General features: G+C 59.9%; 10 protein-coding genes. All 10 read right to left on the minus strand.

From position 1 onward, the window contains the following. Positions 1–41: 41 nt before the first annotated feature. Entirely contained in the window at positions 42–1,115 is a 1,074-nt protein-coding gene (locus RRF64_RS07125; RefSeq protein WP_323845138.1) for a sulfite exporter TauE/SafE family protein, read from the minus strand. After that, positions 1,108–2,658 (minus strand): tryptophan halogenase family protein, encoded by a 1,551-nt coding sequence (locus RRF64_RS07130; RefSeq protein ID WP_323845139.1) that lies wholly within the window; start codon positions 2,656–2,658, stop codon positions 1,108–1,110. The genes RRF64_RS07125 and RRF64_RS07130 overlap by 8 nt, the downstream gene beginning before the upstream one ends. A 7-nt stretch (positions 2,659–2,665) precedes the next feature. Continuing rightward, positions 2,666–4,234: a tryptophan halogenase family protein gene (locus tag RRF64_RS07135; protein WP_323845140.1), complete on the minus strand. Its 1,569-nt coding sequence runs from the start codon at positions 4,232–4,234 to the stop codon at positions 2,666–2,668. Positions 4,235–4,256: 22 nt separating this feature from the next. Next, positions 4,257–4,973, minus strand: coding sequence for a SapC family protein (locus tag RRF64_RS07140; protein ID WP_323845141.1), 717 nt, complete (start codon positions 4,971–4,973; stop codon positions 4,257–4,259). Between the two features lie 118 nt (positions 4,974–5,091). Next, positions 5,092–7,704 carry a TonB-dependent receptor gene (locus RRF64_RS07145; RefSeq protein WP_323845142.1) on the minus strand — a complete coding sequence of 871 codons (2,613 nt, stop codon included), beginning with the start codon at positions 7,702–7,704 and terminating at the stop codon, positions 5,092–5,094. 451 nt (positions 7,705–8,155) lie between these two features. Beyond that, positions 8,156–9,592, minus strand: coding sequence for a pyruvate kinase (gene pyk, locus RRF64_RS07150; RefSeq protein ID WP_323845143.1), 1,437 nt, complete (start codon positions 9,590–9,592; stop codon positions 8,156–8,158). 81 nt (positions 9,593–9,673) lie between these two features. Beyond that, the gene (gene gap, locus RRF64_RS07155; RefSeq protein ID WP_323845144.1) at positions 9,674–10,705 is read right to left on the minus strand and encodes a type I glyceraldehyde-3-phosphate dehydrogenase; all 1,032 of its coding nucleotides are present in this window, start codon (positions 10,703–10,705) and stop codon (positions 9,674–9,676) included. 85 nt (positions 10,706–10,790) lie between these two features. Continuing rightward, a complete protein-coding gene (locus RRF64_RS07160; RefSeq protein ID WP_323845145.1) occupies positions 10,791–11,417 on the minus strand; it encodes a bifunctional 4-hydroxy-2-oxoglutarate aldolase/2-dehydro-3-deoxy-phosphogluconate aldolase in 627 nt (208 codons plus the stop codon). A gap of 90 nt (positions 11,418–11,507) precedes the next feature. Continuing rightward, entirely contained in the window at positions 11,508–12,218 is a 711-nt protein-coding gene (gene pgl, locus RRF64_RS07165) for a 6-phosphogluconolactonase (RefSeq protein WP_323845146.1), read from the minus strand. 30 nt (positions 12,219–12,248) lie between these two features. Then, a complete protein-coding gene (gene zwf / locus RRF64_RS07170) occupies positions 12,249–13,709 on the minus strand; it encodes a glucose-6-phosphate dehydrogenase (protein ID WP_323845147.1) in 1,461 nt (486 codons plus the stop codon). Between the last annotated feature and the right edge of the window lie 48 nt (positions 13,710–13,757).

Raw genomic sequence — 13,757 nt, forward strand, 5'->3', positions numbered from 1 at the left:
CAAATTAACCGGCGCGCCGCTCCAAAGCGCCAACGCCCCCGTCAAACCGCGCCGGATATTCCCGCTGGCATAGCGTATCCAGCCCGCTCGCGTCGCTCCCTGCCTGTCAACTCCGCGCCTGCCACCTCGACCACGCGCAAACCGGCACGCCGCACCCATTCAAATCCCGCCAGGCAGACACCCAGCGAAAACAGGGCCACGAGCAGCCCGGCAATCCCCAGCGCAGGCCACTCGGCCACACAAGTCCACACGAACTGCACGACACAAAGCATTGCCACGACCAACAGGGTCGGCCGGCGCCCAATGAGACCCACGATAAACACACCCAGCGGGGCCCCCAGTGCGACCACCGGCGCCGCTGCCAGCCAGTTGCCAAACACCTGCGGCTGCCAGTCGCCAGCGAGCGTCTTGACCACTACGCCGACCAGCGAAGTGAACGCCATGATCACCACCGAGGTAGGAATCGCGATTTTCAGATCCACCCGACACAGGAGCACGAGCGCCGCGTAGACGACCATATCAATACCCACGCCGGTCACGGCGGCCGCCGTACCGCCGGCGAGCGTACCGAGCCACAATCCGATACGGAAATCCCGGCGCGGACACGCGCCAGCCACCCTGGCGTGCGACGTGATTTCACCGAGACGGTAGAGGTGCAGCACGCCGAAACTCCCCCAAATCACCGCGAACACCAGCTTCACCCACAATTCCGGGATGAGCGGCGCGAGAAAGAGGATTCCCAAGGGGGTCCCGACCAGCGAGCCGAGCATGGCGCCGCGCAGCATGGACCAGGCCAACGGCTGCCGGCGACACAGGATAAAGATACTGGCACTCACCATGCCGATGGACTGCACCGCAAAACTGAAATCGCGACCGAGGGTGGCCGGGGTATCGAACAGCAGGACAAGGACGGGAAAGCCGACGGTACCCCCGCCCATCGGCGTGGACCCCGCGGCGTAGCTGCCCAGCGCCATGGCGAGCGCCATGGGCCAGTGGTCAATCGCTGCCTCCCAGTAACCGATGCCTGCCACCAGCAGCAGCCAGACGAGATAGAAGACGGCCAGACTCACCAACCACGGCCAAAAACGGCCGAGCGTGGCTGCGAAACTAGACATGTACTGACCCACCCTTTTCCGCCGCGTGAACCATTTGCAGGTAGGCCGAGTGTTCCATGCAACCGGATAGCGCCCGATCCACCAGCGCCCTGAAGCGGGCGAAGATCGACGCACTTTCGGCCCCGGAGATCTCGAACGTCAGCTGAGGGCAGTGCTGCATGCCGTAAAGCACGTAGCGATAATTGGTATCGGTAAAAATACTGGCGAAGCTGCCGGCAAAATCCTGGTACTCACAGATCTTGTGTTTCCAAATGGCCAGCCGGGACTTGAGCCAGGGGCAGCCGTCCACAGTGGCCGCAGCCGCGCGCCAGAAATCCGTGTCGTCGCGGTCGCTCAGGCAGTAATGCAGGACGATAAACTGCTTCAGATCCTGGTAGAAACCGAGCATTTTTTCGTTGTAAGAATCGCGCAGTGGCTGCGGCACACCGCCCTCCTCGCTGCCGGCCAAATGCGTTGCCAGCAGGCCCACCCCCAGATGCACCATATGCAACCCGGTTGACTCCAGCGGCTCGATAAACCCTCCCGCCAGCCCGACAGCGACACAGTTGCCAATCCAGAACTCCTTCCGGCAACCAACCTTCATCTCGAGATGGGTGCATTTCAGAACCCGGCTTTCATCTTCGAGAAACTGCCTCAGTTCCCGCTCCGCATCTTCCGGCGCCTGTCGGCTCGAATCGTAGACGTAACCGCAGCCCTGCCGGTTGACCAGGTCGATCTGCCAGGCCCAACCGTTGCTCAGCGCGGTCGCCACGGTGTAGGAGTTAGGCGCCTGCCCTGCGGGTAGATCGCGCTGGATGGCCACCGCTCGATCGCACGGCAGTGATTCGGCAAACGATGACCAGTTTTCCCGCCGCAGCTTCTCGATCACCAAGCCGCGGAATCCACTGCAGTCGACAAAAAAGTCGCCACTAAAACGCCCCTGGTCGGTGTCGACGCTCAGCACGGTTTCCCCATTTACCTGGACATCACTGACGGTCGCAGGCACATGCAACACACCGGCCTCTACCGCCTTGCGGCGCAGAAAGCGGGCCAGCAGAGTCGCATCCAGGTGGTATCCGTAGGGCGTAATAGCCTGATAGGGCGCGGAGGAAATGGTCTTGGGACATACGCCCGCGTCGATCAGATGGGCATTTACACTCACACCCTGATCGTAACGCTCTCGTCCACCGCGGCTGGCGATAAACCAGGCAGAAGAAATATCGATGGAGCCGCCGGGCTGCTGCTGATCAAAAGGGTGGAAGTATTCGTGAACCTTGCCCTCAGTCGGTTTCATCCAATTGCGAAACAGGATGCCCGACTTGAGTGTTGCATTGGTCTCCGCCATCAGCTCGGTTTCATCGAGCCCCATCGCGGCGAAGAAAAAACGGATACTGTGTACCGTTGCCTCGCCGACACCGATGATACCGATGTCCGGGCTCTCGATTACCCGAATGGTGTAATTCTTTCTGTCCCGGTTGAAATACCGATTCAGGTAAATTGCGGCCATCCAGCCGGCAGACCCGCCACCAATAATATTGATGACCTTCAACTGCTGTTCGCTCATAGTAAATTTATATTTTTTGCAGGCCGAAACGCCTGATTTTTTCGATCAGCTCCCGATGCGGAGGCAGTTGTCCGGACAACCGGCCAGATACATCGGCGATAAGCGCGCATTGCGTCTCCGCCACCCGACAATCCGTCAGATGTCGATCAATTGCGGCCAGGGAGGTTTCGTACTCCATGCCATAGAGCACGTACAGATAATTGGGCAGGTTGAAAATTTCCAGCTTGCTCGGGAAGTCGTACTCTGTGGGCGGCTGAAATCTCCAAAGTTGCAGCTTGTCCCGCAAAGCTTCCGGAATCGTCGCAGGATCCCGATTATCCAGCCAGAAATCGCTGTCGTCGCGACGGGAGATACAGTAGTGCAACTTGATAAATTCGATGACCCTGTCCCAGGTATAGCGCACATGCCGATTGAATTGCCGGGCAACCAGGTCCATGACACTGGTACGCGCGGGCAGGGTTTCCGCCAGCATTCTCGCCGTAGCGTCGTAGACGAGGATACCGGTCGCCTCCAGCGGTTCGACGAACCCCTGGGACAGCCCGATGGCAACACAGTTTTTGTGCCAGAACTGCTCGCGATAGCCCACCTTCATCGGGATGCGGCGCACATCGACGCGCTCGGCCTCGCTGCCCAGGTAATGGCGAAAAGTATCTTCCGCCCGCGCGTGATCGGTATGCGCGCTCGAATAGACATAACCGGTACCGCGCCGCGCCGGCAGGCCGATATCCCATGTCCAGCCACTCTCCTGCGCGGTAGCAATCGTAAAACTTGGTATTGGCGTATCCGGCGCTGTGTAGGGCACCTGGGCGGCCAGAGCGTAATCGGCGAAAAGCACGTCTCTCCGATCGATAAAGCCGACACCTAAAGCCTGGCCGAGCAGCAGCGACGAAAAGCCGGTGCAATCGACAAACAGGTCCGCTTCCACATCGCCATGGCGATCGGTAACCACCGCTTTGATTGCACCGTCTTCACCCAGGCGCGCTCGCTGCACATTGCCCAGCAGGTGTCGCACGCCGAGTTTCTCGACGGCGTGTCGGGTCAAGAGACGGGCGAATTTGGCTGCGTCCAGATGATAGGCGTAACTGGTGGCGCCTTCGAATTCGGGGTGGGTGATGTCCTTGGGCCCCAGCCCCCGATCGCAGATTCTTCCCTGCACCGACACGGCATCCGCATAGGATGAGCGCTTTTCCAGCTGGGACAGCCAGAACCGGGTGAGGTCCGCACAACGGTTGTCGGGATAGTCGAATACGTGGTGGTAGTAGTGACTTTCGCCACCACGGGGCGAATGAAGCCAGTCTACAAACTTGATGCTCTGCTTGAAGCTGGCATCGCACTCGCGGACAAAGTCCGTCTCGCTGATACCCAGGTGCTGCAGGGTTTGCCGAATGGCGGGGACAGTGCCCTCGCCGACGCCAATCGTCGGAATATCCTCCGACTCCAGCAGCGTAACGCGCACGCCATCGGCAGCGTTTGCCCGAAGCCTCTTGGCGAGATGGCACGCCGACAACCAGCCGGCGGTGCCTCCCCCCACTACCAGAACATGTTTTATCGCATCATCATGCTTATTGTTATCCATGATCTGTCAATGGACTGTATCGTCAGGCGCCCGCCTGCAGCTTGGCCAGTCTGGACAGCTGATGCAGTGAACCCAGTTGCGCGTACAGCGCCGGCAGGAAACCGCGCTTGCGGAAGTCTGCGAACTCTTCTTCGCTCAGCTCGTTGAGCTTCTTCTCATCGACGATGTAAAGGCCGCTCAGGTTGATTTTCTCTTCACCGGCATTGACCGATACGGACTGAGGAGTCAGAAGCTCTTTCTCTACCAGAACGTTCACGAAGGCTTTGGTCATCTGATCGCTTTCCAGGAAGTTGACCAGAGTCTCTTTCTTCGCCTTCAGGTAGTCGGACTCTTCCCCGCCCTCATTGAACAGGGCATTGCCCTCTTCTTCGCCAACCAGCGGGCTGTTCTCAATAATGCCGACCATCAGCTGCTCCTTGTTCTGACCTGCAGGAGCCAGCACAAAGGGATGATTGCGAATGGCTCCGGGCACGAACACGCCCTGCCACTTGTCGCCATCCACGAACAGGTTTTCACCCACTTTCAGCCCCATCAGGGCCACGGCCTGAAACTGGCCGGTCTCCGAATTCTTGACAAAAACGATCGGGTATTCCGCTCCCAACCTGGTGAATTCGTGCGCGGTAACCGGGACCATGTGGCTCTCTTTCACATGCTCGAAAGTACCCAGTTCACGCACTTTCAGCTTGCTGTGCACATTGCTTTGCAGGGGAACTACTTTGGGAGACTGCTTACTCGTCATACAACACCATCAAATTAGCTTGGTTATTTTGTTAGATGCCCGGCTAGTATATTTTTCATACGAAAAAAGGGAAGCATAAACTTCCCTTTTTCCGTTACCTCTTCGTTCCAAGCCGGACTTAGAACTTGGCGGAAACACCCAGATTCACGCGGCGAGCAGTTTCATACTCGAACAGCGGGAAGCCCTGTGCGAAACCGTTGGCATCGGCGAACTGGTTGTTACCTTTCTGCACAGCCTCTTCGGCCAGCAGGTTGTTCACGTCCAGCTTAACATCGATGTTGTCGGTCGCGTACCACACGGCGCTCAGATCCAGGCTGCCGAAGTCATCGTGCAGGCGGTTACCGTAGGAACCGGACTCACGAATCATGTACTCGCTGCGCCAGTTGTAGGCCAGACGCGCGGAGAACATATCGTTCTCGTAGTAACCGGTCAGGTTGTACACATTCTCAGAGCTGTCACTCAGGAACGGGTTGGCATCAGTGAAAGTGTCCTCGGCGGTGGAGGTGTCGGTCCAGGTGTAGTTGGCGATGGCACCGAAGCCGTTGCCAAAGTCCTGTTGGTAACCCAACTCGATACCAGTGATATCGGCACTCTCACCATTGTCCAGTTCCTGCACGGTCCAGCCGAGCGCGGCCTCGCTGGCGGGCAGATCATACGGGATCTCGCTCGCGCTGGCCTGGTACTCGCTAATGGTCACAAAGTTGGATACGTCTTTGTAGAAGACAGCACCGGACAGCAGGGAGCCCTCGGCAAAATACCACTCTACGCCGAGGTCAAACTGATTGGCGGTGTACGGCTGCAGGCCAACATTGCCGACTACCCAGACCTGGTTGTTATCGACACCATCGTTAGAGCCGAGCACGTTGGGGTTAACGTACATATCCACGTACTGCGGGCGCGCCATTACCTTGGCCGCCGAGGTGCGCAGGATCAGGTCCTCGGAGAGGTCGTAGGCCAGGTTAAAGCTCGGCAGCACCTCGGAGTAGCTGGCATCGGTCTTGGATTTCTGGCCGTCCAGATAGTAAACGGATGTGGCATCAGTGTTCACATAGCGCACACCGAAGTTACCGCGCACGCGATCACCGGCGTAAGTGGCCATAACGTAGAAGGCATTGTTGGTCTCGTCGATCTCACTGTAGGAGCCCAGATCTTCGACCTTGCCGGTGATGGAGGACTTGGCCCAGTCCTTCAGCGCGTCGTCGTCGAGTCTGACGATGTCGTAGCTACCGGAGCCCGCCTCGATGGTGCCGTCCAGGATATCGGCGGTAGCGATTTCCGGAACGAAGCTCGCGTCCTGCAGGAACTCAAAGCGCCGGCTGGTGGTGTTGTGATCCGCGGTCTTAATGCCGGTCTTGATGGAGTTGACCATGCCAAAAGCGACGTCGAACTCCAGGTCGGCCTGGAAGTAGCTCTCTTCGTCAGTCTTCGGCGTGGCATTGAAGTTGGCGCCGGTACCCATCAGCACAGTGTCCGGGATATAGCTGGACATATCGAAGCCCTGAGTATCCCAGGTCTGCTTGCCACCGGTGAAGTCATAGGTGCCGTCAATCAGCTGGCCGCCACTGCCGTCATCGAGAACCATTTCGAAGTCGGTACCACCTGTCGAAGTGGTTCGGCCCGCCTGGAAGCTCAACTCGTAGGACTCACCGGAGTAAGTCGCAGACAGATCGAACACGTCGGAGTTCATGGTCGCTTCGCGGGGACGCGCCTGCCAGTAGGCTGAATACAGCGGTCCTGCCGCCGGAACACCAACGCCATCGGAATTCACGCGACCCTGGTCGATCCACTGGCTAGTCTCCCCCAGGCCGCTCCAACACTGCGGGCTGTGCCCTTCTTCGCCCGGAGCCACCTGACCCCAACCACAGTCACCCTGGGTAAGCCACAGCGCGTAGTTGGTATTGTCCGCCTCCATCTGCATGTCGATTGCATTGAAAACGATGTCGAGGTTTTCCATCGGCTTGAACTGGAAAGTAGCATTGACGGCGGAGCGTTTGCGCTCCTGCTCGAAGGCAACCGGACCGGCGCCCCACTGCCAGAAAGCCTCGTTACCCTGACGCTGCAGCTGGCGCTCCTGGGATACGGCGGAGACCAGTACACCGAAGGTTTCGGCATCGTTCTTCCAGCTGGCGAGGCCGGAGAATTGCGGATCGGTGGAATCAGAGTCGGACTGCTGGGAAGCCTCTACAGAACCGTGCAGGGTCATGGCATCCAGATCGAGCGGCTTGCGCGTGTTGATGACGACGGTACCGCCGACGCCACCCTCGGCCAGATCGGCCTGCGAGCTCTTGTAGACTTCAATATCGCCCACCAGTTCAGACGGCAGCAGCTCGTAGTTGAAGCTGCGCTTCGCCGGCTCGAGCACGAACCAACCAGTAGAGGCAACGTTCTGACCGTTCAACGTGGTCAACGTCAGGTCATTACCTGCACCGCGAATGGATACGGCGGCACCTTCACCAAACTGGCGCTGAATGGTGACACCGGGAACGCGCTGCAGAGATTCTGCGACGTTCTTGTCCGGAAACTTGCCGATATCTTCGGCAGAGATCGCATCTACGATCGCGTAGGAGTCGCGTTTGGTGCTGAGGGCGTCCTGCAGAGAACCGCGAATACCTGTAACGGTAACCTCTTCGAGACCCTCTCCGCTGTTCTGGGCAACTGCCAGCGGAGCCACCAGGCCACCGGTCAGGACAGCCGCACTGATGGAGAGTGCGAGTTTGTTGCGCTTAAGCATCGATTTCCCCTTCCTTTTTTATTGATTTGAAAATCTGGTCAGAATTCTTTTGAGTTGTCGTACAAGGCTAACATCGTGTTGCAAAATGATAGCGTTGTCATTTCGTTTTTATGATAGCGCTGTCATTCCGCGATCGACAATACACAGAAAGAAAATAAAAAGCTACTGCTGGGAACGCGATTTAACCCGATATCCGTCTAAATCCAACGCAATTAACGCCATCTGTCGTTTATTCGAATAAAAAATTCAATTGAAACAATGAGTTAGAGAATTTGCCGGCGTTATTGGCCGCAGGTGCCATATAGTCAGGAATGACCGCTCCAGCCGGAAATCAGCATTTGCGCCGCGCTCAATTATTGAGCGTGCCGAGTGGCAATTTAATTGAAGGAAGGGTTAGGAGTATTCACTCCGCCCTGACCAAATAATGCGGGCGGAGCGAACTGTCTAAAAATTACTCAATTTCTTTGATGCGCATGGAGCTGGTATGACCGCCGACGTTAAGCCGCTCACCCTGGGTAATGAGAATGCGCTGGCCCTTTTGCAGGTCCAGGCGGGAGCCGAGCACCTCGATGATCGATTCGGTCAGGTGGCCCAGGGGCACCGAGGCCGGATCGAACGCCACCGGCTCCACGCCGCGCAGTAGCACCAGCTGGCGCGCCACGGCCGGGTGCCGGGTCAGGGCATAGATCGGCAGTTGCGTGGTGGCTCGAGACATAATGCGCGGGGTGCGGCCGGATTCCGTCAGCGCCGCCACCGCGCACAGGTTCTCCACCCGCGCGGCCACGTCGATCGCCGCCTGGGCGATCACGGTGTCGATGCGGTCGGAGGCGCTCTGGTTCGCGGCCGGGCGCGGCACGCTGCCGAGATACTGCTCGGCGCCGACGATCACTTCGCTCATCGACTCGACCGCCGCTACGGGAAAGTCCCCGGCCGCGGTTTCCGCCGACAGCATGACCGCGTCAGTGCCATCGAGCACTGCGTTGGCCACATCCATGACTTCCGCTCGGGTCGGCGTGGGGCTGGTGATCATCGACTCCATCATCTGCGTCGCGGTGATCACGCCGCGGTTCAGCGCGTTGGCGCGGTTGATCAGTTTCTTCTGCACGCCGATCAGCGCCGGGTCACCGATCTCCACGCCCAGGTCGCCGCGCGCCACCATGATGGCATCGGAGGCGAGGATAAGGTTGTCCATCTGCTCGTCGTCGGCAACGGCCTCGGCCCGCTCGACCTTGGCGACGATGGCCGCCTGGCTGCCCGCCTCCTGCATCGCGCGGCGCGCGGTCTCCAGGTCTTCCGCGCAGCGCGGAAAGCTGACCGCAAGGAAATCCACTTCCAGCTCGGCCGCCAGCACAATGTCGCGATAATCTTTTTCCGTCAGTGCCGGCGCCGACAGGCCGCCACCGAGCAGGTTGATGCCCTTGTTGTTGGACAGTTTGCCGCCCTGCAGTACGCGGCAGTAGAGCTTGCGCGGCGTGGTGCCGGTGACCTCGAGGCGAATCTTGCCGTCGTCCAGCAGCAGAATATTGCCCGCATTGCAGTCACTGATCAGGCTCGGATAGTCGACCCCGACGCGGTGCTGGTCGCCGCCTTCCGGCGGGCAGTCCAGGTCCAGCGCGAATTCGCTGTTGTTCTCCAGCCAGATACTGCCCTCGGAAAAGCGCGCAATGCGGATTTTCGGCCCCTGCAGATCGCCCAGTACCGCGACCATTTTGCCCTGGGTGGCGGCGGCGCGGCGCACTTCCTCGACTCGGCGGCGGTGGTCATCGGCAGAGCCGTGGGAAAAGTTCAGGCGCACGATATTGACGCCGGCGCGGATCATTTCCTCGATAACGCGAGGCTTGTCGGTGCCCGGGCCAAGCGTGGCGACAATTTTGGTATGGCGAATCATAGAGTCCAGCTGGAATTTATTCTGAGAAGATTTAAGTGAACCGCCCGCACCAAATGGCGAGGGCGGCGAGAACAGGAAAGATTAGGCAGTCTCTGCGACGACCCGATTGAGCTGTAACGCTTCCGCCATGGCGAGGCTCGTGTCCAGCATGCGGTGGGAGAAGCCCCACTCGTTGTCGTACCAGGCCATCACCTTGACCAGATTGCCGTTTACACGGGTGTGGTTGGCGTCGAAGTGGCTGGACGCAGTGGTGTGGTTGAAGTCCACGGATACCAGTGGCTGGTCGCAGTAAGTCAGTACGCCGCTGGCTTCGGCCGCCTCCTGCATGATGCGATTGACCTCTTCCGCACTGGTCTCACGGCTGGCGATAAACTGGCAGTCCACCAGGGACACATTGCTCACCGGCACGCGCACCGCCATGCCATCCAGCTTGCCTTTCAGTTCCGGCAACACCAGGCCAACGGCCGCTGCGGCGCCGGTCTTGGTGGGGATCATATTGTCGGCGGCGGCGCGGGCGCGGTAGATATCTGCGTGCACCGCGTCCTGGGTATTCTGGTCGTTGGTGTAGGCATGCACCGTGGTCATGAAGCCGCGCTCGATGCCCAGCGCGCGGTGCAGGGCCTTGGCGACCGGCGCCAGGCAGTTGGTGGTACAGGAGGCGTTGGAAACGACCTTGTGATCCGCCGTCAGTTTGTCATCATTCACGCCGTAGACGACGGTCAGATCCGCATCCTTGGAGGGCGCACTGATCAGCACCGCCTTGGCGCCTGCGGCGATGTGCGCCGAGGCCGACGCCTTGTCGGTAAAGCGGCCGGTACACTCCAGCACCAGGTCGACGTCCAGCTCGCGCCACGGCAGCTTCGCCGGGTCGCGCTCCTGGCAAACCTGCACGCGATCGCCGCCGATCAGCAGCGCATCGCCGTCTACCTTCACCTCGGTATTGAAGCGACCGTGAATGGTATCGAAGCGGGTCAGGTGCGCATTGGACTCCACCGGTGCCAGGTCGTTGATCGCAACCAGCTGGATGCGATCGCCGTAGCCGGACTCATAGATCGCGCGGGTGACATTGCGGCCGATGCGGCCGTAGCCATTGATGGCAATTTTAATTTTCATCTCGCTATACCCTCATTATTTGAATCTGATCATTCCCTTCAGCCTCACCGGTTAGCCGCTGTGGCCACCCCGGCGGAGCGTCTGTTTATTTCAACGCGGACGCCTCTTTCGACAGGCGGGTGATCTCGGCCCAGTTTTTGTCGCGCACCAAACCGGCAGTGGCCATCCAGGAACCGCCCACGCAGACAACGTTAGGCAGCGCCAGATAGTCGGCCGCATTGCCCGGGCCGATGCCGCCGGTCGGACAGAACTTCACCTGAGCCAGGGGGCCGCCGATGGACTTCAGCATCGGCACGCCGCCCGCGGCCTGCGCCGGGAAAAACTTCTGGTAGCGATAGCCGCGCTCCAGCAGGCGCATGACTTCGGACGGGTTGGCCGCGCCGGGGAGCAGCGGTACATCGCTGCCTTCCGCCGCGTCCAGCAGCAGCTCCGTCGAACCGGGGCTCACCAGGAAACTGGCCCCGGCATCCACGGAGCGGCGCAGGTCGTCACCACTCAGCACTGTGCCGGTGCCCACATGAGCGTCCGGCAGATGTTTCGCAATCTGCTCGACAGCCCCCAGCGCCGCCTCGGTGCGCAGGGTGATTTCGAGTACATTCAGGCCACCTTCCACCAACGCCTCGGCGAGCGGCAGCGCGTCTTCGACTTTTTCAATGACCAGCACCGGTACCACTCCGGCCTGTTCCAGTACTTCGGCGAGATTCTTTTGCATCTTTAAATTCCAGCTTCCATTTCAGTGGTGCGCACGGCGCACCCTACGATCGACCCTGCGGGGTGCGCCGCGCGCACCATCGAGCTCGCTTCAGGGCGCCCAGTAAACGGTGACCGCTTTCAATCCCTGTTTGAGAATGCTGCGCACCGGCATTTCCAGCTCGTCGCTGCCGAGCAGCGCCTCGCGGTACACTTTCAGCTTCTCGTCGCCGGTGATTAGCAGCTTGATATCCCGCGCCTGCAGGATGCCCGCCAACGTCAGGGTCATGCGCTCGGTGTGACTGCCGGTGACGGCACTCTGCTTTGCGGTGATTGCACTGCACAGTTTCGCGCTATTCGGATCCAGCGCCGCCTGCAGGCCCTCGGCGTGGGGAAACAGGGAGGCGGTGTGTCCGTCACTGCCCATGCCGAGTACGCAGACGTCGAAGGGCCGCGGCAATTCACCGTAGGCGCGCTCGCAATCTGCCTCAGCCTCCGCGGCGGTGGCGTGCGGCGTTTTCATGCCGAGAAACGGCGCCTCGGCGGCGCAGTTCTGCAACAGGCAGCTCTCGATAAACGCCTGATTGCTGCCACTCGCGGTCCTTTCCACCCAGCGTTCATCGACCAGGGCGACAGCTATCTGCGACCAGGGCAGCGGGCGCCTGGAGAGTTCGCGGTAAACCGGCTCGGGCGTGCTGCCGCCGGAGACGAGGAAACTCGCCTGCCCGCGCTCCTTGATGCCTTTTTGCAGGTCACAGGCACAGTCGTGGGCCAGTGCCTGCACCAGGCGTTCGCGATCGGAATAAAATTTTTCTTCGACCATGCTATTTTCGACTCGGCATTGAGCAGGTGTTTAATGTGCGTTGAACCAGTGGCGACCGTCGCGGGTCAGCAGCTCGTTGGCGGCTTGCGGCCCCCAGCTGCCGGCGCGATAGAGATGCGGCTGGTTATTGGTCTCGCGCCAGTAATCGACGATCGGATCCACCCAGGCCCAGGCCGCGGCCACTTCGTCGCGGTGGATAAACAGCGCGGAGTTGTTGGCCGCGGCATCCAGCATCAGCCGCTTGTAGGCGTCGCTGCGGAAACTGTCGTAGGTATCCGACAGAGTCAGGTTCAGCTCGGCCGGCTGCAGCTCGGTGGTCAGGCTGTCCATCTTCTTCGCCATCAGCACCAGCTTGATGCTCTCTTCCGGCTGCAGGCGGATCACCAGGCGGTTGGGACTGATTTCACCGGCCGACTCGTCGTACACGCGGTGGGAGACCTTCTTGTACTGGATCACAATCTCCGCACAGCGCTTTTCCATGCGCTTGCCGGTGCGCAGATAAAAGGGCACACCGGCCCAGCGCCAGTTATCGATATGTGCGCGTATCGCCACGAAAGTCTCCGTGCTGCTGCCGGCCGCTTCCAGCTCTTCCAGATAGCCGGGCACCAGCTGCGTGCCCAGACCGCCGGCGACGTACTGACCGCGGACAACATTCTTGTCCACCGCGTCACCCACCAGTGGGCGCAATGCCTCCAGTACCTTGATTTTCTCGGCGCGGATATTTTTCGCGGTCATCTTGTTGGGGGATTCCATCGCGATCAGGCACAGCAGCTGCAGCAGGTGGTTCTGCACCATATCGCGCAGTGCGCCGGTCTCGTCATAGAAGCCCGCCCGGCCCTCCAGGCCGACGGTTTCCGAGATGCTGATCTGGATATGGTCGATGGTTGTGGCATCCCACAGATGCTCGAACAGCACATTGCTGAATCGCAGTGCCAGCAGGTTCTGGACCGTCTCCTTGCCGAGATAGTGGTCGATGCGGAAGATGTCCTCTTCCGGGAAGTAGCTGGCGATCTTGCTGTTGATTTCGTCGGAGGTCTGCGCGTTGTAACCGAGCGGTTTTTCCACCACCACGCGGGAGCGCTCGTTAATCAGTCCTTTCAGCGACAGGTTCTCGCAGCAGGGGCCGAACACCCCCGGCGGTATGGCCAGATAGAAGATACGCCCGCGCCCGTCATCGCCGCCGAGAATATCCGCCAGCTGGTCCCACTGCTCATCCGGCACGGCAATGTCCAGCGCCACTGGGCGCAGCAGCTGGCTGAATTCCTGCCACAGGGACTCGCTGTATTCGCCATCGCGCAGGTGCTTTTTCAAGGCATCCCGGGCGGTGTTCAGGTATTGATCCACGTCGCCCTGGCGTCGGCACACCGGCAGGATCCGAGAACCTTCGACGAGGCTGCCTTCCATGTGGGCGCGGTAAAGGGCCGGAATCAGCTTGCGCAGTGCCAGGTCGCCGCCACCGCCAAACAACACCATATCAAAAGGATTTGTCATAAATTTTTGCTCTGATTTTTCCATTTCCCGGCGCCCCTCGGCGGTCCG

This window comes from Microbulbifer magnicolonia (genome assembly GCF_035117725.1).
In the GTDB taxonomy this organism is placed as follows: Bacteria; Pseudomonadota; Gammaproteobacteria; order Pseudomonadales; family Cellvibrionaceae; genus Microbulbifer; species Microbulbifer magnicolonia.